Origin of the sequence: Streptomyces sp. NPDC002088, from assembly GCF_040296605.1 — a bacterium.
Classification (GTDB): Bacteria; Actinomycetota; Actinomycetes; order Streptomycetales; family Streptomycetaceae; genus Streptomyces.
This window is the reverse complement of sequence record NZ_JBEOXO010000028.1, coordinates 61,487-82,364: the sequence shown is the minus strand read 5'-3', so window position 1 is coordinate 82,364 and position 20,878 is coordinate 61,487. Positions and strand designations below refer to the sequence as shown.

The following is a 20,878-nucleotide window of genomic DNA, read 5'->3' as shown; positions in this document are numbered from 1 at the left end:
CTCACATCAGGGTCTGGAGGGTCAGAAGGCGTTGAGCAGGGGTTCGCCGTGGACGGCGGCCGCCCACCGCTGGGTCGCGCGTTCGAGCTTGTCGGGGTTGACCTGGTTGCGGGACGCGGCGATGCCCTCGGCGGTGACCTGCAGGCACATGACGCCGATGACCCGGCCGTCGAGGACCGCCACGATCGCGGGGTCGCCGTTGGCGGTCGTGGCGTGGATCTCGGGCGAGCCGCCGACCAGGGCGCGTTTGGCCGTGCCGGGTTTGAACAGGCCCCGCATGAACTTCGCGACCGCGAGAGCACCTTCGAACGCCTTGGCGCGGGCCGGGACCTTCCCGCCGCCGTCGCCGATCGCGACGGCGTCCTGGGTGAGCAGCCGTACGAGCGGCTCGGTCCGGCCGCTGGTGGCGGCCGCGAGGAACTCCTCGACGATCCGCTGGGCGGCGGCCTCGTCGATCTCGGTGCGGGCCTTGCCTTCCGCGACGTGCTTCTTGGCGCGGTGGAAGATCTGTTGGCTGGCGGCCTCGGTGATGTCGAGGATCTCGGCGATCTCCCGGTGCGGGTAGTCGAAGGCCTCCCGCAGCACGTACACCGCCCGCTCGTTGGGGGAGAGGCGCTCCAGTAGCGTGAGGACCGCGTACGAGACCGATTCGCGCTGTTCGGCGGTGTCGGCAGGGCCGAGCATCGGGTCCCCGGCGAGCAGCGGCTCGGGCAGCCATTGGCCCACATAGGTCTCGCGCCGCGCGCGGGCCGAGGTGAGCTGGTTGAGGCACAGGTTGGTGAGAACCTTCGTCAGCCATGCCGCGGGGACCTCGATGTGGTCGACGTCGGCGGCCTGCCAGCGCAGGAACGTCTCCTGCACGGCGTCCTCGGCTTCGCTCGCGGAGCCGAGGAGGCGGTAGGCGATGGCCTCCAGGCGGGGCCTGGAGGCCTCGAACCGGTTTACGTCGTTCATGGTCAGGGCCATGACCAGGATCCTAGCTTCCGTGGTACGGGACAGCCGCTGCATTGCGGCCTTGCGCTTCGCGACCGGTGCTCTTCAACTTCCCGGACGCAGTGGACCGCGGTGACCGGGAGCCGGGTGACCGACGCCGGCCTGCCCTGGACATCGGGTCCGGGGCGGGCCCTGGCCTCGCGGCCGATGTCTGCCGGCCGACGGCGACGTGGTCCTCGCTGGCGGCCTGTTCACCATGGGCTTCCTGAGCGCCGCCGACCCACTGGACTACCTCGCCCTTGGCCCGGTGCCGCACGGCCAGTTCAACTGGATCGGCTGGAACGACGCCAGGACCGCCGACCTCATCGCCAAGGCCCGGCAGACGACGCACGCCACCAAGCGCGCCAACTACATCGTCGAAGCGCAGGCCCGCTACGAGGCGGTCGCCTGGTCCGTCCCGCTGTTGAGCATCAACGAGGTCACTCACCTCAACAAGCGCGTCACGGGTGCCCCACTCACCACCGCCGCGATCTTCCAGCCCTCGCTCGCTGTCATCGGCTCGGCCAAGTAAGGGGCTTCCACCATGTGCGTCCTACTCCGTACCGTCTCAGGCGCCCTGCTCACGCTGTTCGTCTCCAGCCTGGTTCAGAACAGCAATGACCGGGCCCTGCAAAATCACGGCCTTCTGCAACACGCTTTAGGCTGCTTGCGCGCAGGCACCCGCGCTCGGTCCGTGCGGCTGCACTTCGCCGAAGGGCTTGAGGCCACCGGCGGGCGCGGAGGAGCGGTCCGCCCCATCGTCCGTTCGATGGAAATCCGAATGCCGACCCGTTCAGGATCCGGGGTCGGCGTACGTCCGTAACGCTCTGCGCACCGTGCAACGGCGTCATCGACCGCTGCGGCGTCCGTGCAGACCAGGACACTGACGTTGGCCAGGATGAACTTGACTCCCTGGTCAAAATTCGTGTCCGGGGTGAAGATGAATATGAGCTGGCCAACTTTACCGACGACGAGCTTGTGCCGACCGTAACGACGATCGCCGAGAAGCTGCAGAACTCACGCGTTGAGTCGGCAACATGGGGGCAGGAACTCAGGTCGGAACTCCGTTGTGTTGGAAGCCCGCCAATTGGTTTCAAGGCTCGCAGGCGTGTTCTGACTCATAGGGTCGGCCTCGCCCTGACCAACGCCTTCAAACGCCGTCACATGAGCCCTTCACGATCTTCAGCAGGTCCCGCCAACCGGCCTCCACGCGCTCCTGCGGTATGCCGCATTGATGTACGAGGTGGTTGAGGAGGGCCATGTCGAGGTAGGCCAGGAGTGATTCGGCGAGCAGTTCCACGTCGCCTCCAGCGCCAGTCTCACGCAGCAAAGTGAGGATGTGGGCGCGGCGGACGTTGAGGGGCGGCGCGGAGAAGCGGCGGTCGGGTGGCGGGTCGGCCGCGAGAGTGAGCTCCCGGTGAGCCAGTAGGTACCTGATCGTGGCCACGCCGAAGGCCTCCAGCCGCTCGATGGCGGGGGCGCCCGCGCCGAGCGGCGGCGGGCCGGTGAGGAAGGACGCCTGGTAGGCCTGCTCGGCGTGGTCGAGCAGTGCCATCAGCAGCCTGGACCGGTCGCCGAAGTGCCGGAAGACGGTGCCCTTGCCCACTGAGGCGGCACGCGCGACCGCGTCCATGGTGACGTGCGCGACGCCGTCCTTGGCCACCAGGCGGGCTGCGGCCTCCAGCAGGCGCGCGCGGTTGCGCACGGCGTCGGCGCGTATCGGCCGGCCGGTCTGCGCCGACCGCCCGGCCGACACGACTGTTTTCAGCGGTGGCAGACGGGTTGGAGTACGCGAACTCATATGTCTTTCCTCTACGTGACGGTTCGACGGTTCGCTGAAGGAGAGGCGACTACCTCGCGGGTCGCAGTGCGTCCAGTTGCTGTGCGAACGGTATGACGGTGGTGTTGTCGGTCGCTCGGGCGGCAGCCCCCGCGCGCCCGCGCATCAGTCCGGCCAGTTCGTCGGCCGCGCGGACGATTCGGTTGGGCAGCGTGTCGGTCAGGGGATCGCCGTTGCCACCCCAGTCCTCGGAGGCCGCGTACACCGCTGTGGGGACGACGACCGCGCGCAGGTAGGCGAAGAGCGGACGCAGTGCGTGCTCCAGGGCGAGCGAGTGCCGTGCCGTTCCGCCGGTCGCCGCGGCCAGCACGGTCTTTCCGGTGAGGGCGTCGTTGTCGATGACGTCGAAGAACGACTTGAAGAGCCCGCTGTACGAGGCCGTGAAGACCGGAGTGACGGCGATGAGACCGTCCGCCGAGGTGACCGCCTCCACGGCTTCCGCCAGGGTGGGTGAGGGGAAGCCGGTGACCAGGTTGTTGGCGATGTCGGCGGCCAGGTCGCGCAGTTCGACGACCTGTATCTCGACATCGTGCCCCGCGTCGGTCAGTTGCTTGCGGACTGCCTCGGTGAGGCGGTCGGCCAGCAGGCGGGTGGACGAGGGGACGCTCAGGCCGGCCGATACGACCGTGAGATGCAGCGGCTGACTGGTGTTCTCGCTCACTTGTCCGTCTCCTCGGCGTGCGCGGTGCGCTGGGCGAGCAGGGAGGCGTGGGTGGGGGCCTCGGGAACCTGGCTGGGGTGTGCGGAGTCCATCTCCTTGCGCAGTGTGGGGAGGACCTCCTCGCCGAGCAGGTCGAGCTGTTCGAGGACGGTCTTCAGCGGCAGGCCGGCCATGTCGATGTTGAACAGTTGGCGCTGGTAGTCGCCGAAGTACTCGCGGAAAGTCAGCGTCTTGTCGATGACCTCCTGTGGGCTGCCGACGGTGAGCGAGGTCTGCGCCATGTACTGCTCCATCGACGGGCCACCGCCGTAGACGGGGGAGTTGTCGAAGTAGGGGCGGTACTCGCGTATGGCGTCCTGGGAGTTCTTGCGTACGAAGACATGGCCGCCGGCTCCGACGATGGCCTGCTCCTGGGTGCCGTGGCCGTAGTGGGCGTAACGCTCGCGGTAGAGGTTGATCAGCTTCGTGAAGTGGTTCATGGGTCCGAAGAGGTTGTTCACGAAGAAGCCGTCGCCGTAGTAGGCGGCCTGTTCGGCGATCTCGGGGCTGCGGACGGAGCCGTGCCACACGAACGGCGGGATGCCGTCCAGCGGGCGCGGCGTCGAGGTGAACCCCTGGAGGGGAGTGCGGAAGCGGCCCTCCCAGTCGACGACCTCCTCGCGCCACAGCCGGTGCAGCAGCGCGTAGTTCTCGATGGCGAGCGGGATGCCCTGGCGGATGTCCTTGCCGAACCAGGGGTAGACCGGGCCGGTGTTGCCGCGGCCCATCATCAGGTCCACGCGTCCGTCGGCGAGGTGCTGGAGCACCGCGTAGTCCTCGGCGATCTTCACCGGGTCGTTGGTGGTGATCAGCGTGGTCGACGTCGACAGGATGATCCGGTCGGTCCGGGCGGCGATATGGCTGAGCAGGGTGGTCGGTGAGGAGGCGACGAACGGCGGGTTGTGGTGCTCGCCGGTCGCGAAGACGTCGAAGCCGACCTCTTCGGCCTTGACCGCGGTCGCGACCATCGCCTTGAGCCGCTCGTGCTCGGTCCGGGTCCTGCCCGTGGCGGGGTCGGTCGTGACGTCACCGATGCTGAAAATGCCGAACTGCATGGAGCCCTCCCGGGCAAGAGAAGTGTTGCGGTGGTGCTGGGGGGTGGTTACTTCTTGGGGAGGATTTCCATGAGGATGTTGATGATCTTGCTGCCGTTTTCGGTGGTCCAGTTCTGGGCGAGTTCGGCGAGGAGCTGGTTGGTGGAGGTGATGGTGGCGCCGGCCTTGTCCATGCGGCGGATGGCGGTGTCGTCGGCGATCTTGGAGGGGGAGCCGCCGGCGTCGGCGACGACCTGGACCTGGTTGCCGGTGGCGAGGGCGCTGAGGGTGGGGTAGACGGTGCAGACGTCGTTGGTGACGCCGGCGATGATGAGGTTGGTGCGGCCGGTGGCCTTGACGGCGGCGGCGAAGTGCTCGTCGTCGAAGGCGTTGACGACGCCCTGGCGCTGGATGCGGGCGGCGAACTCCTCGGGTGCGATGTCGGCGAGCTCGGCGAGGAGGGGACCCTGGGCGTACTCCTCCATGGAGGAGGTCAGGACCAGGGGGATGTCGAGGGCCTTGGCGGTCTTGGCGAGGGCGAGGGCGTTGGCCTTCATCTCGTCGCAGGAGATGGAGGTGACCCATCCCATGGTGCCGACCTGGTGGTCGATCAGGAGCATCGCGGTGTTGTCGGCGGTGAACGGCTGAGCAGTCATGAGGGGGCCTCTTCCGGGGGAGCGGATTGTGGCGTGCTGTGCTGATGTGGTGCGGACCGGTCGGTGATCCGTGATCGCGATCCTTGCGATTGCTTGGTCGACCAAGCGATAGGGTTAGCGTACGCCACCTGGGATCTATTCCCCATCCCAAAGGCGATCTGGTTCCCGCCCCATCGGGTGCCACGCACAGCCACTATTGGTCGGCCACCTTGTTGTTCCTCAATGGCTGGCTCCGTTCTTCGCGGGTAGCTCGTTCAGGTTCTCTGGGCAGCGGGGATGCGTAGGTTCCAGGCCGAGGAGGCCGAGGGGATGGAGCTGCACACCCCGGCTGATGACGATGTCGGGTGGGTCGGTGGCGTGACCGACCCGCAGCCGCAGGCTGGATAGGTGGTGGAACTTCATCGGCTGTTCGCAGCAGGACATCGAGGAGGCCCGGAAAGACTGGATGTAGGGGACTCGCTTCGGCGCAGTACACGGCTACGACGGCGCCCCACTGCCCGCTCCCGAAGTCCCGCTGGTACCGCTGAAGCCACGGGGTCGGGTGCGTTGACCTGCGGATACGTGTGGTGATCGACTTGGGCCGGAACGCGACGTGCGAGTGATGGCATCTGTGACCAGGTCTCGGCGGAGCTCGGTCACACCGCGCCGCCGCGTCGGCGCAGGTCGTCGGTGAGCGCCCGGAGGTACTTGCGGGGATGGGACTGGGCCTGGCCGCTCACCCGGACCGCGCCGACGATCGCGAAGGGCAGTTCGGTCTCGGTGACGAACTCGGCCGGCAGTCCCGCCTCGCGTGCGGCGTCGGCCTCCGCCCGCAGCACGCCGGTGCGTCGCGGGTCCTCGGCGCAGGTGGTCATAGACCAAGGTGTGCAGGGCGGTCAGTTCGGCCGTCGTGTGGTCGGTGACCCGCGGCGATGCGGTCGTCCTCCAGCGCCGCGACCTCGAGTCCCTGCCGGACCAGCTCCCAGGCCGTTCTGAGTCCGGCGATGCAGGCGCCGACCACGGCAACGTCGACGGTGAGGTCACTGGACGGCCTTGTCGTTTCCTTATCAACGGTTCAGTGCCAGGCGACCTGGTGACTCAATGTCATGACATTGTCAGCGCTTGAACTCCTTGGACCTCTCTTTCGCGCCCCGCATCATGCCCCGCGCTTCGAGAGCGGCGCCCTTTGCTGCGAGGACATCCTTGTGCGCCGCGTGGGCCGCCTTTCGCACGGTCTTTCCGACGACCTGTTCGGCCTTTGCCTTGGCTTTCTCTCCAGCACTCATCTCAGTACCTCCGCGCTCACTGGCCGAGTGCCCTTGAGACGGGGGCAAAACCCTGAGCAGGCGGTGTTTTATGCGCCGCGCCCTACGGAGTGATCACTTTGTCCCGAAGCAGTGAGACACTCACCGCCGGTGCGTTCTGTCGGTGCTTTGTGGTAGAGGAGTACCTGATCCGCAGCTCCTGGCCAGTCGCAAGAATTTCGTCCGTGCGCGCCGTGCGGCTCAAGCCGTACAGCAAGCAAGCACAGCAGCCAACGTCCCTCACGGCCATCGAGGCCGGCGGGCCGCGGATCAGAGGTGCGACGGCCGCCTACGCGGCATCGTCCTCTCTGAACCGCTTTACGCGGCGCATCATGCCAGAGCACTTTCCTTCCTCAACATTGCTGATAAGCACTGAAGCCGGAACCTGTGAAATTTCGGTGCCGCCTGGCAGAGGTTCGCCGGAACATGTGCGCTTTCGTAAACGCCTCGTTGGAGGCGTCGCGATACTGTTCTTCTCCGCATGCTCCCTCAGAGCGTGGAAAAGCATCTCGGCGCCGCGGCGGTCGAGGGGATGTCGTACACGAGGGGATGTCGTAGGCCTCGGCGAGCGACTGGGCGCGAAGGTCAGCGGGCCCGGCGGTTGCCGGGAGGGTCCTGAGGGTCGACGCCAGTGGTGGCGGATGCGTCTTTGGTTCCGCTGGGACGTTGGGAGCGGCCCTTGGGGCCGGTGTCGTGCATGCCCTTCTCGTCACTGCGGGCCTTGCTCTGTTCTTCTCCGCGGTGGCTCGTGCTCTTCACGGGCCTGCCGTGCGGATTACCGGCCTCCTCTTTGGAGACTGTGCGCCCGGGGCCCTTGTCGGGAGCTTGCTGGTCGGGGTGGAATGAGCGCTGGGCGCTCGGGTTGTCCTGTTGGCGGGTCTCGTCGACGTCCGGAGACCAGCCGTGCTGGTGGGTGCCCTTGTGCCGGCTGGGGCCCTCACCGTGCGGGGGCTGGGATGACTTCGGCTCCTTGGCCATGGCCTGGCCTGCCTTCCTTTCCTGCACTGAGTACGGACTGTGTGAGCATCTACGGATTGCGGAGCTCCCTGTGCCGATGCGATTGCTACCAATAGTGCTTGCGTCCGCCGACGCCGTGGCCGAGGGCGCCCACAATCCACAGGACGACTCCGATGACGACGAGGATCACGCCGATGGTCCACAGGATGCTGATTCCGGCGACGAGGCCGATGACAAGCAGAATGATGCCGAGGACGATCATGGTGTCCTCCGATTTTGCTGTGATGCCTCTTCCAGAGTAGGCACATCCGCGCCCCCAACGCGCTGTCGTCCACAAGGGACGGGCGTTTGCCGAGGCGGGCTGGTCCAGGCGCGGTACAGGCGAACGAACCGCTGGCGGTGGCGCCGCAACTGACACGCGGACGCCTCAGGCGTTTATGGCGAAGTACTGGCGCCGGTTTGCGGTGGGGCTGCACGGGCCGGCGGAGGCGGGGATCGTCAGCGCGGATCAGGGATTGAGTTCCGATGTCGCTTTGGACTCCGGACTGCCTGTTCGGCGCGGCCTGGCGGGCCTGCGATGGCTGGTGTCGCACCACGGGTAAGTGCGGCTGCGGCGGCAGGTGCACAGGGCCACGCAGAATCGGTCGGACGACACGGTGGTGCCGTCGTCCAGGGTGACTTCGACCGGGCCTTCAACGAGCAGGGGTCCCGCGCGCTGAGCGGTGATGCGGCGGCGTCGTTCACGGGAGTCGTTCGGCACGGATGATCACCAGCTCTTCCTTCTCGTCATCGCCGACCAGCAGGCCGCGGCTTTGCAGCCAGCTGCTTCGGGAGCGGAGGATGGGCCCGACCGCGATGTAGCGGTGTTCCACGACATCCGCGTTCAGGCCGGCCGCCCGCAACAGCCTCAGCGTCTCTTCCGGGCCGCTCAGGGCGGACTGGACGAGGAGCAGAACGCCGCCCGGCCGGAGGTGCGCGGGTGCGTCGCGGCATATCCGGTCCAGCAGAAGGCGGCCGTCATGGCCTGCGTCCCAGGACCGGGCCGCGCCGCGCCGTGGGCAGTCGGCGTCGGGTGAGGGTACGTACGGCGGATTGGACAGGACGAGATCGAAAGATCGGCCTGACACCGGAGCCAGCAGGTTGCCGCGCATGACGCGCAGCGGAAGTCGCGCCAACGCCGCGTTGACCTTGGCGTTGAGAACCGCCCGCCAGGAGATGTCGACGGCTGTGACCTTCGCGCCCAGCCGTGCGGCGGCCAAAGCGACAGCTCCTGTACCTGTGCCGATGTCGAGGACATGGGCCTGCGGGGGGAGGGGCTCCTGGTGCAGGGATTGCACGAGCAGGTCGGTGTCGTGTTGTGGGGCGTAGACGCCGGGAAGAGCAAGGGGAGTCATGGGGGTTTTATCTCCGGTTCTCGGGGTGGAGGAGAACCTGTTCGGGCCGGTCCCCGCTGGTCAGACGGGCGTACGCAGCGATGACTCGCCTGCTCGCCACGCGCCGAGGAGTCGTTCGGCAAGGCGGTCCTCGACGTAGTTGGTGGCGTCCACGCCGAACGCGACGTCGCTGTCCAGGTGGGGTTCTTCCTCGAGGAGGCCCGCGACGACTTCTCGGCGTACGACCTGCTCATGTACGGCGTCGGCCTCCACGTGCTCGTCGTAGAAGTGCTCGGCGGCCGGTCCCGCGCCGGTGCGCCGCATGGCTTGGGCGAGCCGCCGTGAACCGGGCGACGAGGTGATCTCGACGGTGGCGAAGTGACCTACCAGTGCGCCTCTGAGGGCGCGGTGCAGTCCGAAGAGGGACATCAGGTTCACGACGGCGAGTGCCTCGGCGCCGGCAGAGTCGAGATACCGCCCGTAGGTGGTGTCCAGGCCGAGGTCGGCCATGAGGTCGGCGAACAGCCGCGCGTGCACACGATCCGCCCGGCCGCCGCCGAACTCGTCGAACTCCACGGCTGCCATTCCGGCCTTCGCCCGGCCCCACAGGCGGGGCAGCACCCAGGCATGGGGGTCGGCCTCCTTGAGGTGGTACAGCGACCGCTGTGCGGCGTATTCGCGTAGCTGCCACAGTTCGCCGTCGTCTTGGAGGTAGTGGGTGACTCCGATGCCGTCCACGGGCTCGACGAGCAGGTCGTCCAGCGCCTCGGCGGCGCGTTCATGCCGTGTCGCCTGGTGGCGCAGGGCCTTGAGGAAGGGGCGCTCCAGGGCTGCCCGGGCCTTGAGCAGGTCGGGGTCCCATTCACGGGCGGCGTCCACGTCGGCGAAACCCCGGTAGTGCAGCTCGTAACAGAGATAGAGGCCGAGCTGCCAGTCCTCGCCGAAGGGGGATGCGTCTGCGATCGTCCCATCGTCGGGAGGTGGCCCTGTACTTCTCAAGTACTCAGCAATCGCCGTCGAAAAGGGGCCCCGGCTCGGCGGCAGTGGCGGTTCTTTCGACCAGAAATCCATGTGTACGGGGTACCCGTGATCCAGAACGTCTCACATGGTGTTCCTGGGGCAAGGAGCTGTCTGCGCGGACAGCGGTATTGCCGTTTGCCGCGTTGCCGGGGGTCAGTCGGAGGGCGGCAGCAGTGTGCCCAGCGGCCCGAGGTCGAGGTTGAGGTCCGCCATGGTCAGTCCGTACTGGGCGCACAGGTCGCTCATGCGGTCATGGAGGAGCATGAGGGTCGCTCCCAGGCGTTCTTCCTGTTCGTCGGTGAGGTCTCCTTGGTCGACGCGGTGCAGGGCCTGTCGTTCCATGAGCTGGCGCAGCAGTTCCACGAGAGTGAGGACGAGCTTCATGAGGTCCCGTTCGACGGTGTCGCGGTCGGAGCTGATCCGCCGGGCCGGGGAACGCGAGCCCTTGCCGGCCGGCGGGTCCAGGTCGCGTGGGGCGGCGGGCAGCAGCCGGAAGGCGCGTGCGGCGGCCTCCGCGACCTCGTCGGCGCGGCTCGACGGCCGCCTCTCTCCCTCAGTTGTCATGGTCGCCGCCTCGCGGCGGATTCGTTCTCGTCCATGGCGAGGGGTTCTGCTCGCTGATGGAAACGATCAGGGCACGCAGTGAGATACGTACCAGATCGATGTCCGCGATGGACAGCACAACGTCACCGGTGAGGACGACACCACCGCTCAGAAGTCGGTCCAACAGATCGATGAGAGCGACCTGCCGCTGAGGCAGACGCTCCGCCTCGGGCGCAGGGCCAGGCGTGATCACGGAGGTGCTCCCTCTGTAGCTGCAGCACCGCCGGATTCACCGAGTGGCATGGCGAAGGAGTAAGGAGCCCAGGGGCCGGTGGCCTCGACCCGCACCCCGGCCAACCCGTCAGCGGCATGTGCCACGTCGGCCAGGAAATCGTCGCAACGCTTCTGGGGCACAAGATACGCGTCATTGACGAAGTTCTCGCCGCCGGCACCGGCCGCGTCGGCGAGAACACCCTGCTGTACGCGATGCCGGACACGGTCGGAGGCGTGCTTGCGGCCTGCGGCCTCCACCCGCTCGGCGGCCTTCTGCGCCGCCTGGTACACGGTGTCGCGAACACTTTGCTGTTGCCGGCGGTTACGCAGGTAGGCGCGCCCGGGGGTGAGATCTCCTGCGGGAACAGTCGGCGCCGCGACGGCCGCAGACGATTCGACGTAGATCTTGACACCCCATTCGACATGTTCGGCGAGTCGAGCCAGGCGTTCCGCGAACATGGTCCGCCCGGCTGTCAGCACCTCCCGCGCCCGGTTGTCGTCGAGATAGACGGTTGCCAGGCGCAGCGGAAGGACGGTAGTACGCTCACCCAAGGCCTCAATGACGCCGTGGTGAGCGCGGGCCACCACCTCCAGCCACTCCAGGTCCTCGAGGTGCTGCTTGAGAGCGCCCTCCTGGAAGTCCTGCGTGGGCACATGGCTCACCGCGAGCCCCAGCTGATCGTCACCGGAGTCGGTGACGAGGCTGACCGGGGTGTCGGCGACGCCCCGGAGCAGCGTGGTTGCCTCCCGCAGTCCCTCGGCGTTGCGTACCACCGCATACGCGTATGTGAGCGGGTCACTCATCGCGAGCACTTCCCCGGCGACGGCTGCGCGTGTCCCGGGGCGCTTCCTCCTTTGCGGGGAGGGCGTGGCCCTGGCGGATGGCATCGATCTCGGCCCGCAACCGGCGGTTCTCCTCGGCCAGTGACTGTTCACCCCTGGCCCGAGAGGACAGCGACGGGTCGTGCTCCCACCAGTCGATGCCCATTTCCTTCGCTTTGTCGACGGAGGCGACCAGGAGGCGCAGCTTTATGGTCAACAGCTCGATGTCGAGAAGGTTGATCTGTATGTCGCCCGCGATGACGATGCCCTTGTCGAGTACCCGTTCAAGGATGTCGGCGAGATTCGCGGAGGATCCTTGCCCGTAGGGGGGCGCTGATCGGGACGGATAGGAACCGAGCCTGTTGGCCAGGGGTTCAGTCACGGTTGCGGCCTCGTATTCCCTCGTTCCGGATCAGGAGTGTCAGCCCTGCCGATAGGCACGGATCTCCTCCAGCCGGTCGAGCAGTTCGTCCTCGCACTGGTCGAACGTCTCCTCGTCGATGTCGCCTGCGACGAGGAGACGTTCGAGCTCGGCGAGTTCGCGGTGTACCGGCGCGGGGTCGTAGTACTGGTTCTCGGCTTCCTCCCGGACGCGCTCCACTACCCATACGACGCCCCGCACGGGTGCCAGGGGAAGGGTGACGAGCTGTGTGAGTAGGCCCATGAGAACTCCTTCAGACGAAGCTGTAGGGGGGCAGGGGGCCGTTGAGCCGGAAGTCGAAGTCGTCGCCCATCTGGTGAGCGACGCTCAACTCCGAGGTGAGGAACGTCTCTTCCTGGTCCTCGGTCACCAGGAACGATACGTTGAGAAAGTCCGAACCCGTCGGCTGGGATGTTTCGAGTGTCCGGGCGAAGGGGCGCAGTGCTTCGACCACACCCGCTGCCAGCGCCTCTTGCCGGGCCATCACTTCTTGGGCGACCAGCTCACCGAGTCGCAGCGATGCGTCGGGGTCGGCGGTGCCGCTGCGGATCTCTTCATTGAGTTCTCGCGCCACGTCCGACTCTCGCAGGATCTGCCGCAGCAGCGCGTCTTCGTCCTGCGACGCCTTGAGGTGGTACTCAGTGCACCCCTCCAGTACTTGAAGCCTGTCCGTATAGTCCGCGGCATTCTGCTCCAGAGCCAGCAGGACGGCCTCGTCGTTCTCGGCTATGAGGCCGAACCGCATGGGGAGCACAGTGCCGTCAGCCATGAGGCGCTTCTGCACTTCCTGGTGGGCGATGATGTCGCGACGCTTGGGGCGTAGATCCTTTGGCGCGTCGCTGACTACAGCGCACAGCGGTCCCGCTGTCACTGACCGCAGGCCCGCCGGTGACTCACCGACTCCGCTGAGACCGTCGAGGCGGAGCGGGTGCTGCTTGCCGGTGATGGAGTAGATGTATACGGCCATGGCGCATTCCTTCTCGCCGGGCGAGCCTTATTCGCGCTCACGTCGGGAGGTGCGCCGAGCCGGCCGCCGTCGCCTCTCCACGGGTTCCTTTTCCTTGCCTTCGTCTTCTTCCTCGGCCTCCTCCTCTTCGCCGTCGTCACGGCCGGTGATCCCCTTGAGGGAATCAGTGACCGCTTCCGCCGCGCCGGAGAGGGCTCCCTTGGATTTGCCCTTGGCTCCGCTCTCCACCGTGTCTCCGACGATGTCGGTCAACTGGGCGGGTGCCTTTCTCCCGGTCTCGAGGTCGAGACGGTTGCATGCCTCGGCGAAGCGCAGATAGGTGTCGACGCTGGCCACTACGATGCGGGCGTCGATCTTGAGGATTTCGATTCCCACCAGTGACACGCGGACGAAGACATCGATGACAAGCCCGCGATCCAAAATGAGTTCCAAGACGTCGTAGAGGCTGGTGCCGCCGCCACCACCGCGCGCGACACCGCCTCCACTCTGTGGCACCACCGTCATGGTGCCTCCCTTCATGGCCGTTGCGGCCTCAGCCCAGCCGGTCGATCTGGCCGCGGCTGTAGCGGCGCGTCCTTCGGTACTCCACCAGGTCGCCTTCGTCGTCCAGCGTCACTCGGTAGGTAGCCATCACACTCGTGGTATCGGGGACGCGTTCCAGTTCGAGTACCTCCACGTCAGCCTCCCAACCGGCCTCGGTGGATTTCAGTGCCGAGACGGACTCGGGGGCCCGCCCGAGCAACTCCTGAAGTTGTTCGACGGCGGAACGAATGGCCCAGGCTGCGTTGCCCTTGCCGGGGCGTCGCCGGGGGCCACCTGTGGTTCCCCGGTCCGTGCTGCGGCCACTGCTGCTGGATCGCCGCCGGGGTTCTGCTGCGGCCATGGTCTCTCCGGTGGTCGGAGCGCGCGCCATACTCCACGCGAACACTATAATTTCATCATATAGGGGTACATATCTTCGGGCATGGATGGCTTTGAGCGAACCTGCCCGGTGGGGCCCACGACCTGCCCCGGTGGGGCCCCGCATGGCGTGTCCGGGGTGCTCTCAGCGGGTCGAGAGACGCGTCGCGTGCGATCCGTATCTGTCTCAATCACTGTTTGAGCAGGGGATTTTGGCCCGTATTCGAGTGTCTTCACCTGCCCTTTCCGAAGGGAACCGCCTCATGAACGACACGACCAAGATCGGCCTCGCCGCCGCGGTCGCGACTGGCTATGTGCTCGGACGTACCAAGAAAGCCCGTTTCGCCTTCGGGCTGGCAACCTATCTCGCAGGTCGCCGATTTGGGCTCGATCCGCAGCAGTTGTTGACGACCGGCCTGAAGAAACTCGGTGACGTTCCTGGAGTCGCCGAGCTGAACGAGCAGGTGCGCGGCGAGCTGCTGGACGCCGGACGCAAAGCCCTGGCCGCCACCGCCGACCGGCGCCTCGCCGGCCTCGCCGACTCTCTCCATGAGCGCACGCTGCGCATCGGTGAGGAGAAGGGCGAGGAGGAAGAGGGCGAGGAAGAGCCTGAGGGCGAGGAGCGCTACGAAGACGAGGAGGAGACGGAGGGCGAGGAAGAGCCTGAGGGGGAATTCGAAGAGGAAGAGGAGGAGGAAGAGGAGGAGGAAGAACCAGAAGAAGAGGAACCCGAGGCAGAAGCGGAGGAGGAGGAAGAAGAGGAAGAGCCAGAGGAAGAGCCAGAGGAAGAGCCAGAGGAAGAGGCTGAGGAGGAGCCGCCACGGCGTCGTCGCCGCCCCGTAGCGGGAAGGAAGCACGCGGCCAAACCCTCTCCCCGTCGGGCGGCCGCCAAGGAAGCCGCTCCCGCCAGGAAGAGGACTCCTGCGAGGAGAACTCCCGAGAAGAAGGCCCCCGCGAAGAAGACCGCGGCGCAGAGGCCCCCGGCCAAGAAGTCGGCGGCGCAGAGGCCCGCGGCCAAGAAGACTGCCGCCAAGAAGTCGGCGCCGGCGAAGAAGACCGCGAAGAAGTCTCCGCCCCCTGCCAAGAAGGCGGCGGCGAAGAGCGCGTCCGCGAAGAAGGCCCCATCCAAGAAGGCGGCCCCCGCGAAGAAGGCGACTGCCAAGAAGACTCCCGCGCGGCGGAGGTAGGTCATGGCCGAGAAAGAGCGTGACTCCGGCCGGGGAGAGGGCTCCGGCCTCGAAATGTTGCGCGACGAACTGACCGACTTCCTCGGTGCTCAGGTTGAGCATCTCGTCGACAAGGCCGGGGAAAAGTTGGGGGATGTCACCGACCAACTCCTTGACACGGCCGAGAACGGCGGATCTCTTCTCGGCATCGGCGGACGCATCCTCCAAGGTGATTCCCCCTTCAAGGCGTTCGTCGGTGAGAAGGCCAAGGGCCTCAAAGACAACGTGATGGACAAGGTCAAGAACGTTTTCGGCGGGGGACGCGGAGGCAAGTCCGGCAGTACCAAGGTGATGAACATCATTGAAGTGCTGGACGTGGGTGTGCCGATCCGTGTGGCGTATAACTACTGGACCCAGTACGAGGAGTTCAGCGACTTCACCAAGGGCGTACGGAGTGTGTCCCGGAACGACGAGATCGCCAGTGACTGGAAGGTGAAGGTCGGCCCCTCGACTCGTGGTTGGAAGGCGACGGTTCAGGAGCAGGTGCCGGACGAGCGGATCGTGTGGAGCTCCGAAGGCGCGAAGGGCACTACTCACGGCTGTGTCAGTTTCCACGAACTCACGCCCGACCTGACGCGGATCGTGCTTGTCGTCGAGTACTACCCCTCGGGTTTCTTCGAGAAGACGGGCAACCTGTGGCGGGCCCAAGGACGCCGTTTGCGGTTGGACTTCAAGCACTTCCAGCGCTATGTCACGTTCGCAGACGAGGAAGTCGAGGGCTGGCGCGGAGAGATCCGCGACGGCGAGGTGATCCGCAGCCACGAGGAAGCACTGGAAGAGGAGGAAGCGGCAGCGGAGGACGAAGAGCAGGAGGAGTACGACGAAGAGGCGCCCGACGAAGAAGAGGAAGAAGAGGAGTACGACGAAGAAGGGCCAGAGGACGAGTACGCTGAGGAGGACGACGAGGACGAGGGCTGACGCGGCCCGAGCGGAGCGATTCCCCTCGGTGCGACCTGCCCCAAGAGTTGGTCGGCTGGCGTTCCCGGACGCTTGGACCTCGTCTTCTGGCCGGAGTGAGCGACCGGTTGGAGAAGCCATCGGACGGGCGCGGGCGCGGCGCTTGAACCACTGCGCGATCACCCGCGTCCGGCGCGATATCGACGTTGACGACACGAGCCCCCGAAGACGCGGACCAGCCGTACGTCCTCGATCAGTGCCCGTTCCGCTTACGGAGGTGGCCCGCCGCCCTTTCCGTCATCTCATGTGCCTTGGCACGCAACTGTTCCCCACGTCCAGCCTGCTGCATCGATGAGTCCCCCAGGGCCTTGCCGAGAGTCTCCTTCATCTTGCCCCTGATCTGATGCACCTTCGCATTGCCCTTGGCCATCGGAATCGCCGTCCTCTCGAAGACGCTGGGAAACGCGGCCCGTCCAGGACCGACGCATCTCTGTTCACCGTGCGCCTGCCCGCGGGGCCCGGCAACTGGGAGCACCTCGTGCTTGCAAGCGGGATCCGCTGCTGAGGCAGGCCGTCGGTGTCCCCCCTTACTGTGCGCGGTGCGGTTTGTGGTGGGCGACCTGTAGGCGGACGTCGGTGTGCATGTCGGGGGAGCCGGTGGACCGACGAGCGGTACGGAGCGGGCCTTCGTCCAGGGCGTCGAGGGCGGCGCCGGGTGCACCCTGGGGGGTGAGAGCGAGCGTGATGTGGGTGCGGGGGTGGACAGGCCGGCCGGTGATGTGCACGGTTGCATGCTCAACGCCCGGCTGGGCACCGGCTTCGGCGGCGATCGCGTCGCTGAGCGCGTGGTCGCGCAGTTCGACGCCTCCCTGCGGGGGTGTGCCGCCGACGGGCAGTGCTCCGGGGTGGCGTCGGTGCAGTTGTGCGAGCAGCCACCACAGAGCGAGCAGGGCGACGAGGGTGAGGGCGGTGATGACCGCGGGCCACCACCACCAGCCCTGACCGCTCCAGCGGGCCCGGTCGGCGGAGCCGAGAAGGACGTCGTGCGGGGTGGTCAGGGGCCAGCCGACGGGCGGGACCAGATCGTGTCGCCGGTAGACGTCGAGTCCGGCGAAGAGAATCAGCAGACCGCCGCCGAGCAGTACCAGTCCGGCGAGGGCCAGCAGACTGCGGTTGAGTACAGTTCGCGGCGTCATGGTGTGGGCTCCGGTGTGGGGGTTTCGCTCAGTCGGTGCGTTGCCGCACTCGTACGACGATGCGGGGAGGGCGGGCGAGGGCGAGCTGATCGCGCTCCTCGTCGAGGACGGCGGTGAGGTCGTCCTTCACCTGCTGGGGGTCGCGGAAGCGGACGTCCGCGCGGGCCTTGACGCGGTGGCGGCGCACTCGGACGCGAGCCGTGCTGACTCCCGGGACCCGCATGGCGGCGTCGCGCAGCAGGTCGGCGGCGCCGTCGCGGTCCAGGGAGGCCCGCAGCCCTGGTGCGGGGGAGCGCAGGGGCAGCCAGTGGCGTAGGCCGGGGGTGAGGGCCAGGACGATCAACCAGATGCCGAGCGCAGCGGCCACGGCGGCCCCCGTGAGCACCCACACGTCGTCCAAGGGGCGGGTGGCCAATTCGTCGGCCAGGTGCCGTCGCCAGGCTGCCGCAGGGCGTCCTGCCCGCACGGCGACGACGTCGAACAGCGCCGCGACCGCCGCCACGAGAATCACCGAGGCGACCAGCGCGGCCGGAATACGGCGCGCGGACCACGGGCGGTGGGTGCGGTGCCCTCTGTCGTGCTCGCCCGCCGTCAAGTCCGGCGGAAGGGGCGCGTCGTGTTCGGGTGGACCGGGCTCCGTCGGCTCTCTCGGCTCCTCCGGCTCCTCAAGCTCCTTGGTCATCGGCACGGTGGCTCGGCGCGCGGATGGCGTGGAGCTGCGTGCGGGAGGGTCCGGGTCGGGTGTCATTCCGGTCCTCCTTTCTGCGCGGCGTGCCCGGCGGCCCGGGCCGCGTGGCGCCTCATCGGACCCGTCCTCGGCTCGCGTCGGCGGCGGTCAGCAGCCGCCGGACGGTGAGGGTGACCTCTCCCACCTCCAAGCCGGTCAGCTGAGTCACCCGTTCGGCGACGTCGTGCTGGATCCGCTCGCAGACGTGGGGGATATCGGTGGGGTAGGGCAGGTCCATGGCCAGGTGCAGGCGCACCGTTCCGGTACGGACGGTTGCCGAGGCGCTGGGTGCCGCCGGCCCGCTCCGGTCGGGCGGTATGGCGGCGCGCCGGGACTGGGCTGTGCGTGCGGCCCTGGCGGCGATACGGGCGACCACCCTTTCCGGGATGACGGTGGCGCCCCGTTCGGCCGGCGGCGGCAGGTCGGCGGATCGGTCCGGCGGGCCGGCCCCTTCGTCAGGGGGTTGGGAACCGGGCCGGGTACTCACCGCTGCCTCCGCGCATGGAGGTCGAGGTCGCCCTGCACGACGAGGCCGACGATCAGTCCCACCGCACCCAGAGCCAGAACCAGCAGGAATGCCCAGAAGCCGCCGAAGTATCCGGCGAAGCCCAGAGCCATGCCGGCCGCGAGGCCCGTCGTCGCTGCGTTCATCATCCACTCACCCGTCTCGCGAACGTGAGTGTCCGTGTGATCACCCGCTCATGCCCAGGGCATGGCCGTGGTCACGGCGGTCGGTCACCGCACGCGGCCCTCGTCCCGTTCGGCCTCTTCCTCCTCGTCGGGGAGGTGCACGTCGTCGACGGCGATGTTCACTTCGACGACCTCCAGTCCCGTCATTCGTTCCAGGGCGCTGATCACGTTGGTGCGTACGGCGCCGGCGACGTCGACGATGGAGACGCCGTACTCGACGACGACGTCCAAGTCCACCGCGGCCTGGCGCTCGCCGACCTCGACCTTCACCCCGCGCGTGACGCCTCCGCCTCCGCCGGGGACGCGTTCCCGCATGGCGCCGAAGGCGCGGGCCATCCCCGCTCCCATGCTGTGGATGCCCGGTACCTCGCGTGTGGCCATGCCTGCGATCTTGGCCACCACGCCGTCCGCGATGGTGGTCTTCCCCCGTGTCTCGGCCGGTGCTCCGGCCCCGGTACGGCCCTTCAGCGCGCTCACGCCTGTGTCGGGCCGGCTGCCCCCGCCGACGCTGGTGATGTTGTCCGTCATGGCGGTCGCCTCGAGTGGCTCGGTGTGACACCTGCGTGGTGTCTCTCAAGAGGTTGGACACCCGGGGCGGCGTACCTCTCACAGACGTGGCGTGTGATGTGTATCACACGGGTGTGGCGGGGGTACACGCTCTTTCCGAGCCCCCTGCGAGAGCGTCATGATTCAACGCACTGCTTCCCCACAGCTGGGATGCGACCTGCCGGACGGAGTGCTTGCCGTGCGGGCGGCCGAGGGAGACGAAGACTCCTTCGCCGTTCTCGTCCAGCGGCACAACCGGTCCCTCCTGGCCCTGGCCCGCGGCATGCTCGGCAACCCCCAGGACGCCGAGGAGGCCGTGCAGGACGCCTTCGTCAGCGCCTGGCGGCGTCTACCGGAGTACCGTCACAGTGCGGAGTTCAGCACCTGGATGTACCGGATCACCATCAACCGCTGCTTGACCATGCGACGGCGGCGCCGACCGCCGCCCCTGCCCCTGGACACCGTCGCCGAACCCGCGACGGGCGACGCGAGGAGCCAGCCCGCCCGGTCCGCCGAGCAGGACGCGGCCACCGAGGCCCTGTCCCGCGCGCTCGCGGAGCTCGACGACGGCCAGCGGATCTGCTGGATCCTGCGTGAACTGCAGGGCCTGCCCTACAACGAGATCGCCTACGTGACACGGACCAGTGAGCAGACGGTGCGCGGCAGACTGTTCAGAGCACGCCGATCCCTGCAGGAGGCGATGGGCCCATGGCGCTAGACGACCCGCAGGCCCGGCCTTCCGAACCGCCCCATGTCGACGGGCCCCGCACCAGCCCCATTGACACCGACGTGCCCCCGTTCGCGGGTGATGAGGTTCTGCCCTGCGGCCGCCTGCTCAGCTGGGTCTGGGAACAGGCGCGGGACGCTGCGCCGGTCGCGGACCCGCACACGGTGTCCTGTCCTCACTGCCGTGAGGCGGTCGAGGGACTGGCCACGGTGAACGCGGCCGCCCAGGTGCTGCGTGCGGAAGACCCTCCCGGCCTGCAGGCGCTCGCCGACCGTGTCATGAACGTCGTCAGGGCTGAGATCCGGCTCGGACGGCTGCTGCCCCTGGCCGACCCGGACCGGGAGCTACGGATCGCCGAGAGCGCTGCCGCGAAGGTATTGCGGCAGGCCGCGGACATGGTCCCCGGTGTGAGGGCCGCGACCTGCCGGCTCGTACCCGCGGGCGAGGGCACCGACGTGCGGGTGACCATGGAACTGGTCGCTGCCCTTGACCGCCCGCTGCCCGACCGGGTTGATCAGGTACGCCGATCGGTCCTCGACTCGGCCGGACGGGACCTGGGTCTGACCGTGACGGCCGTCGACATCACCATGGTCGACGTTCTGGAGCCGTGGCCACCCCTGAGCCCCGGCGACCCTACCGGCAGGGGCACGTGATGATCGCCACCGGCACGACCACGCTCCTCAGCGTCGCGGCTGAGGCAGCCCTAGCGGCTCCCGGCGTGGCCGGTCTGCAACCCAGCCTGGCCCACTGCCTCGCGGCGGCCGCCGCGCTCACCCGGACAGACACTGCGCCGCACCGCATGCCGCCCGAGGCGGGCATCCGCGCCGACCGGGCGCCGGACGGTTCGGGATGGCGCATCGAGGTGCGCTGCGTCCTGGCCGAGGGCCACCGAGTCCTGGACACCGCCAGGAACGTCCACGACCGTGTACGGACTGCTGCCACCTCCCACCTCGCCACCCATGGCGTCGTGGAGCCGGTCACCGTCGCGGTCACGGTGACCCGTATCGCCGCCCGACCCGCCATGGCATGAGCGCGGCGAGCACCAACTCCGCGAACCGTCACCGCCTTGAAGGCCTTCGCGATGACGGGCGTGCTCCTGGCGGTGATC

Annotated in this window: 30 protein-coding genes and 2 pseudogenes; 7 read left to right on the top strand and 25 right to left on the bottom strand. The window is 67.7% G+C overall.

Features of this window, described 5'->3' with window-relative positions; translation table 11 throughout:
• Positions 1 to 21: 21 nt before the first annotated feature.
• Entirely contained in the window at positions 22 to 966 is a 945-nt protein-coding gene (locus ABT114_RS40630) for an RNA polymerase sigma-70 factor (RefSeq protein WP_351149406.1), read from the bottom strand.
• Between the two features lie 196 nt (positions 967 to 1,162).
• On the opposite strand from ABT114_RS40630, the gene ABT114_RS40625 reads away from it, so the two are divergent.
• Positions 1,163 to 1,504: a hypothetical protein gene (locus tag ABT114_RS40625; protein WP_351149404.1), complete on the top strand. Its 342-nt coding sequence runs from the start codon at positions 1,163 to 1,165 to the stop codon at positions 1,502 to 1,504.
• A gap of 618 nt (positions 1,505 to 2,122) precedes the next feature.
• On the opposite strand, the gene ABT114_RS40620 is transcribed toward ABT114_RS40625, so the two are convergent.
• From ABT114_RS40620 to ABT114_RS40605, 4 genes are read right to left on the bottom strand one after another with little or no spacing between them, the layout of a single operon-like run.
• The gene (locus ABT114_RS40620) at positions 2,123 to 2,773 is read right to left on the bottom strand and encodes a TetR/AcrR family transcriptional regulator (protein ID WP_351149401.1); all 651 of its coding nucleotides are present in this window, start codon (positions 2,771 to 2,773) and stop codon (positions 2,123 to 2,125) included.
• A 49-nt stretch (positions 2,774 to 2,822) separates the two neighbouring features.
• Positions 2,823 to 3,473: an FMN reductase gene (locus ABT114_RS40615; protein ID WP_351149398.1), complete on the bottom strand. Its 651-nt coding sequence runs from the start codon at positions 3,471 to 3,473 to the stop codon at positions 2,823 to 2,825.
• Entirely contained in the window at positions 3,470 to 4,567 is a 1,098-nt protein-coding gene (locus ABT114_RS40610; protein ID WP_351149395.1) for an LLM class flavin-dependent oxidoreductase, read from the bottom strand. Before ABT114_RS40610 ends, ABT114_RS40615 begins: the two co-directional genes overlap by 4 nt.
• A 47-nt stretch (positions 4,568 to 4,614) precedes the next feature.
• The gene (locus ABT114_RS40605; protein WP_351149392.1) at positions 4,615 to 5,202 is read right to left on the bottom strand and encodes an isochorismatase family protein; all 588 of its coding nucleotides are present in this window, start codon (positions 5,200 to 5,202) and stop codon (positions 4,615 to 4,617) included.
• Between the two features lie 388 nt (positions 5,203 to 5,590).
• On the opposite strand from ABT114_RS40605, the pseudogene ABT114_RS40600 reads away from it, so the two are divergent.
• A pseudogene (locus ABT114_RS40600) lies at positions 5,591 to 5,752 on the top strand (pirin family protein); the annotation flags it as partial.
• A gap of 88 nt (positions 5,753 to 5,840) precedes the next feature.
• Here ABT114_RS40600 and ABT114_RS40595 read toward each other — a convergent pair.
• The 15 genes and pseudogenes from ABT114_RS40595 to ABT114_RS40525 form a co-directional block, all read right to left on the bottom strand.
• A pseudogene (locus tag ABT114_RS40595) lies at positions 5,841 to 6,232 on the bottom strand (FAD-dependent oxidoreductase); the annotation flags it as partial.
• A 64-nt stretch (positions 6,233 to 6,296) separates the two neighbouring features.
• Entirely contained in the window at positions 6,297 to 6,467 is a 171-nt protein-coding gene (locus ABT114_RS40590; protein WP_351149390.1) for a hypothetical protein, read from the bottom strand.
• 603 nt (positions 6,468 to 7,070) lie between these two features.
• The gene (locus ABT114_RS40585; RefSeq protein WP_351149388.1) at positions 7,071 to 7,463 is read right to left on the bottom strand and encodes a hypothetical protein; all 393 of its coding nucleotides are present in this window, start codon (positions 7,461 to 7,463) and stop codon (positions 7,071 to 7,073) included.
• 85 nt (positions 7,464 to 7,548) lie between these two features.
• Positions 7,549 to 7,704, bottom strand: a complete 156-nt coding sequence (locus tag ABT114_RS40580; RefSeq protein ID WP_095851855.1) for a DUF6131 family protein — start codon at positions 7,702 to 7,704, stop codon at positions 7,549 to 7,551.
• 246 nt (positions 7,705 to 7,950) lie between these two features.
• A complete protein-coding gene (locus ABT114_RS40575; RefSeq protein WP_351149384.1) occupies positions 7,951 to 8,202 on the bottom strand; it encodes a CDGSH iron-sulfur domain-containing protein in 252 nt (83 codons plus the stop codon).
• A complete protein-coding gene (locus ABT114_RS40570) occupies positions 8,183 to 8,836 on the bottom strand; it encodes a HemK2/MTQ2 family protein methyltransferase (RefSeq protein WP_351149381.1) in 654 nt (217 codons plus the stop codon). The genes ABT114_RS40575 and ABT114_RS40570 overlap by 20 nt, the downstream gene beginning before the upstream one ends.
• Before the next feature lie 60 nt (positions 8,837 to 8,896).
• A complete protein-coding gene (locus tag ABT114_RS40565) occupies positions 8,897 to 9,886 on the bottom strand; it encodes an iron-containing redox enzyme family protein (protein ID WP_351149379.1) in 990 nt (329 codons plus the stop codon).
• A gap of 102 nt (positions 9,887 to 9,988) precedes the next feature.
• The gene (locus ABT114_RS40560; protein WP_351149376.1) at positions 9,989 to 10,399 is read right to left on the bottom strand and encodes a gas vesicle protein K; all 411 of its coding nucleotides are present in this window, start codon (positions 10,397 to 10,399) and stop codon (positions 9,989 to 9,991) included.
• A complete protein-coding gene (locus ABT114_RS40555; protein WP_351149480.1) occupies positions 10,389 to 10,628 on the bottom strand; it encodes a gas vesicle protein in 240 nt (79 codons plus the stop codon). The genes ABT114_RS40560 and ABT114_RS40555 overlap by 11 nt, the downstream gene beginning before the upstream one ends.
• Positions 10,628 to 11,455: a GvpL/GvpF family gas vesicle protein gene (locus tag ABT114_RS40550; protein ID WP_351149373.1), complete on the bottom strand. Its 828-nt coding sequence runs from the start codon at positions 11,453 to 11,455 to the stop codon at positions 10,628 to 10,630. Before ABT114_RS40550 ends, ABT114_RS40555 begins: the two co-directional genes overlap by 1 nt.
• Positions 11,448 to 11,855 carry a gas vesicle protein gene (locus ABT114_RS40545; RefSeq protein ID WP_351149370.1) on the bottom strand — a complete coding sequence of 136 codons (408 nt, stop codon included), beginning with the start codon at positions 11,853 to 11,855 and terminating at the stop codon, positions 11,448 to 11,450. The genes ABT114_RS40550 and ABT114_RS40545 overlap by 8 nt, the downstream gene beginning before the upstream one ends.
• Before the next feature lie 39 nt (positions 11,856 to 11,894).
• Positions 11,895 to 12,137: a gas vesicle protein GvpG gene (locus tag ABT114_RS40540; protein WP_351149367.1), complete on the bottom strand. Its 243-nt coding sequence runs from the start codon at positions 12,135 to 12,137 to the stop codon at positions 11,895 to 11,897.
• A gap of 10 nt (positions 12,138 to 12,147) precedes the next feature.
• A complete protein-coding gene (locus ABT114_RS40535) occupies positions 12,148 to 12,861 on the bottom strand; it encodes a GvpL/GvpF family gas vesicle protein (protein WP_351149364.1) in 714 nt (237 codons plus the stop codon).
• A gap of 27 nt (positions 12,862 to 12,888) precedes the next feature.
• Positions 12,889 to 13,365 carry a gas vesicle structural protein GvpA gene (locus ABT114_RS40530; protein WP_067384970.1) on the bottom strand — a complete coding sequence of 159 codons (477 nt, stop codon included), beginning with the start codon at positions 13,363 to 13,365 and terminating at the stop codon, positions 12,889 to 12,891.
• Between the two features lie 28 nt (positions 13,366 to 13,393).
• On the bottom strand, positions 13,394 to 13,744 hold the full coding sequence (locus ABT114_RS40525; protein WP_351149361.1) for a gas vesicle protein GvpO: 351 nt from the start codon (positions 13,742 to 13,744) through the stop codon (positions 13,394 to 13,396).
• A gap of 280 nt (positions 13,745 to 14,024) precedes the next feature.
• On the opposite strand from ABT114_RS40525, the gene ABT114_RS40520 reads away from it, so the two are divergent.
• Positions 14,025 to 14,948, top strand: a complete 924-nt coding sequence (locus tag ABT114_RS40520) for a histone protein (protein ID WP_351149358.1) — start codon at positions 14,025 to 14,027, stop codon at positions 14,946 to 14,948.
• Between the two features lie 3 nt (positions 14,949 to 14,951).
• On the top strand, positions 14,952 to 15,905 hold the full coding sequence (locus ABT114_RS40515) for an SRPBCC family protein (RefSeq protein ID WP_351149356.1): 954 nt from the start codon (positions 14,952 to 14,954) through the stop codon (positions 15,903 to 15,905).
• 566 nt (positions 15,906 to 16,471) lie between these two features.
• Here ABT114_RS40515 and ABT114_RS40510 read toward each other — a convergent pair.
• The 5 genes from ABT114_RS40510 to ABT114_RS40490 all read right to left on the bottom strand — a co-directional run bounded on the left by ABT114_RS40510 (position 16,472) and on the right by ABT114_RS40490 (position 19,025).
• Positions 16,472 to 17,080, bottom strand: coding sequence for an alkaline shock response membrane anchor protein AmaP (locus ABT114_RS40510; protein WP_351149354.1), 609 nt, complete (start codon positions 17,078 to 17,080; stop codon positions 16,472 to 16,474).
• A gap of 28 nt (positions 17,081 to 17,108) precedes the next feature.
• Positions 17,109 to 17,762 (bottom strand): DUF6286 domain-containing protein, encoded by a 654-nt coding sequence (locus tag ABT114_RS40505; protein ID WP_351149351.1) that lies wholly within the window; start codon positions 17,760 to 17,762, stop codon positions 17,109 to 17,111.
• A gap of 118 nt (positions 17,763 to 17,880) precedes the next feature.
• On the bottom strand, positions 17,881 to 18,294 hold the full coding sequence (locus ABT114_RS40500; RefSeq protein WP_351149348.1) for an Asp23/Gls24 family envelope stress response protein: 414 nt from the start codon (positions 18,292 to 18,294) through the stop codon (positions 17,881 to 17,883).
• Positions 18,291 to 18,461 carry a hypothetical protein gene (locus ABT114_RS40495; RefSeq protein ID WP_351149490.1) on the bottom strand — a complete coding sequence of 57 codons (171 nt, stop codon included), beginning with the start codon at positions 18,459 to 18,461 and terminating at the stop codon, positions 18,291 to 18,293. The genes ABT114_RS40500 and ABT114_RS40495 overlap by 4 nt, the downstream gene beginning before the upstream one ends.
• 81 nt (positions 18,462 to 18,542) lie before the next feature.
• Positions 18,543 to 19,025 (bottom strand): Asp23/Gls24 family envelope stress response protein, encoded by a 483-nt coding sequence (locus ABT114_RS40490; protein WP_168498679.1) that lies wholly within the window; start codon positions 19,023 to 19,025, stop codon positions 18,543 to 18,545.
• A 157-nt stretch (positions 19,026 to 19,182) separates the two neighbouring features.
• Here ABT114_RS40490 and ABT114_RS40485 point away from each other — a divergent pair, with 157 nt between their 5' ends.
• From ABT114_RS40485 to ABT114_RS40475, 3 genes are read left to right on the top strand one after another with little or no spacing between them, the layout of a single operon-like run.
• Positions 19,183 to 19,761, top strand: a complete 579-nt coding sequence (locus tag ABT114_RS40485; RefSeq protein WP_351149344.1) for an RNA polymerase sigma factor — start codon at positions 19,183 to 19,185, stop codon at positions 19,759 to 19,761.
• Positions 19,752 to 20,423 carry an Asp23/Gls24 family envelope stress response protein gene (locus ABT114_RS40480; RefSeq protein ID WP_351149341.1) on the top strand — a complete coding sequence of 224 codons (672 nt, stop codon included), beginning with the start codon at positions 19,752 to 19,754 and terminating at the stop codon, positions 20,421 to 20,423. Before ABT114_RS40485 ends, ABT114_RS40480 begins: the two co-directional genes overlap by 10 nt.
• Complete coding sequence (locus ABT114_RS40475) at positions 20,423 to 20,800, top strand: hypothetical protein (protein WP_351149339.1); 378 nt, start codon at positions 20,423 to 20,425, stop codon at positions 20,798 to 20,800. The genes ABT114_RS40480 and ABT114_RS40475 overlap by 1 nt, the downstream gene beginning before the upstream one ends.
• Positions 20,801 to 20,878: the final 78 nt, after the last annotated feature.

What these genes read in the sequence shown, in the direction of transcription:
- ABT114_RS40630 (WP_351149406.1), bottom strand. Translation starts at nt 966, where the DNA reads ATGGCCCTGACCATGAACGACGTAAACCGGTTCGAGGCCTCCAGGCCC.
- ABT114_RS40620 (WP_351149401.1), bottom strand. Translation starts at nt 2,773, where the DNA reads ATGAGTTCGCGTACTCCAACCCGTCTGCCACCGCTGAAAACAGTCGTG.
- ABT114_RS40610 (WP_351149395.1), bottom strand. Translation starts at nt 4,567, where the DNA reads ATGCAGTTCGGCATTTTCAGCATCGGTGACGTCACGACCGACCCCGCC.
- ABT114_RS40605 (WP_351149392.1), bottom strand. Translation starts at nt 5,202, where the DNA reads ATGACTGCTCAGCCGTTCACCGCCGACAACACCGCGATGCTCCTGATC.
- ABT114_RS40590 (WP_351149390.1), bottom strand. Translation starts at nt 6,467, where the DNA reads ATGAGTGCTGGAGAGAAAGCCAAGGCAAAGGCCGAACAGGTCGTCGGA.
- ABT114_RS40585 (WP_351149388.1), bottom strand. Translation starts at nt 7,463, where the DNA reads ATGGCCAAGGAGCCGAAGTCATCCCAGCCCCCGCACGGTGAGGGCCCC.
- ABT114_RS40580 (WP_095851855.1), bottom strand. Translation starts at nt 7,704, where the DNA reads ATGATCGTCCTCGGCATCATTCTGCTTGTCATCGGCCTCGTCGCCGGA.
- ABT114_RS40570 (WP_351149381.1), bottom strand. Translation starts at nt 8,836, where the DNA reads ATGACTCCCCTTGCTCTTCCCGGCGTCTACGCCCCACAACACGACACC.
- ABT114_RS40565 (WP_351149379.1), bottom strand. Translation starts at nt 9,886, where the DNA reads ATGGATTTCTGGTCGAAAGAACCGCCACTGCCGCCGAGCCGGGGCCCC.
- ABT114_RS40560 (WP_351149376.1), bottom strand. Translation starts at nt 10,399, where the DNA reads ATGACAACTGAGGGAGAGAGGCGGCCGTCGAGCCGCGCCGACGAGGTC.
- ABT114_RS40550 (WP_351149373.1), bottom strand. Translation starts at nt 11,455, where the DNA reads ATGAGTGACCCGCTCACATACGCGTATGCGGTGGTACGCAACGCCGAG.
- ABT114_RS40540 (WP_351149367.1), bottom strand. Translation starts at nt 12,137, where the DNA reads ATGGGCCTACTCACACAGCTCGTCACCCTTCCCCTGGCACCCGTGCGG.
- ABT114_RS40535 (WP_351149364.1), bottom strand. Translation starts at nt 12,861, where the DNA reads ATGGCCGTATACATCTACTCCATCACCGGCAAGCAGCACCCGCTCCGC.
- ABT114_RS40530 (WP_067384970.1), bottom strand. Translation starts at nt 13,365, where the DNA reads ATGACGGTGGTGCCACAGAGTGGAGGCGGTGTCGCGCGCGGTGGTGGC.
- ABT114_RS40525 (WP_351149361.1), bottom strand. Translation starts at nt 13,744, where the DNA reads ATGGCCGCAGCAGAACCCCGGCGGCGATCCAGCAGCAGTGGCCGCAGC.
- ABT114_RS40520 (WP_351149358.1), top strand. Translation starts at nt 14,025, where the DNA reads ATGAACGACACGACCAAGATCGGCCTCGCCGCCGCGGTCGCGACTGGC.
- ABT114_RS40515 (WP_351149356.1), top strand. Translation starts at nt 14,952, where the DNA reads ATGGCCGAGAAAGAGCGTGACTCCGGCCGGGGAGAGGGCTCCGGCCTC.
- ABT114_RS40510 (WP_351149354.1), bottom strand. Translation starts at nt 17,080, where the DNA reads ATGACGCCGCGAACTGTACTCAACCGCAGTCTGCTGGCCCTCGCCGGA.
- ABT114_RS40505 (WP_351149351.1), bottom strand. Translation starts at nt 17,762, where the DNA reads ATGACCAAGGAGCTTGAGGAGCCGGAGGAGCCGAGAGAGCCGACGGAG.
- ABT114_RS40495 (WP_351149490.1), bottom strand. Translation starts at nt 18,461, where the DNA reads ATGATGAACGCAGCGACGACGGGCCTCGCGGCCGGCATGGCTCTGGGC.
- ABT114_RS40490 (WP_168498679.1), bottom strand. Translation starts at nt 19,025, where the DNA reads ATGACGGACAACATCACCAGCGTCGGCGGGGGCAGCCGGCCCGACACA.
- ABT114_RS40485 (WP_351149344.1), top strand. Translation starts at nt 19,183, where the DNA reads ATGATTCAACGCACTGCTTCCCCACAGCTGGGATGCGACCTGCCGGAC.
- ABT114_RS40480 (WP_351149341.1), top strand. Translation starts at nt 19,752, where the DNA reads ATGGCGCTAGACGACCCGCAGGCCCGGCCTTCCGAACCGCCCCATGTC.
- ABT114_RS40475 (WP_351149339.1), top strand. Translation starts at nt 20,423, where the DNA reads ATGATCGCCACCGGCACGACCACGCTCCTCAGCGTCGCGGCTGAGGCA.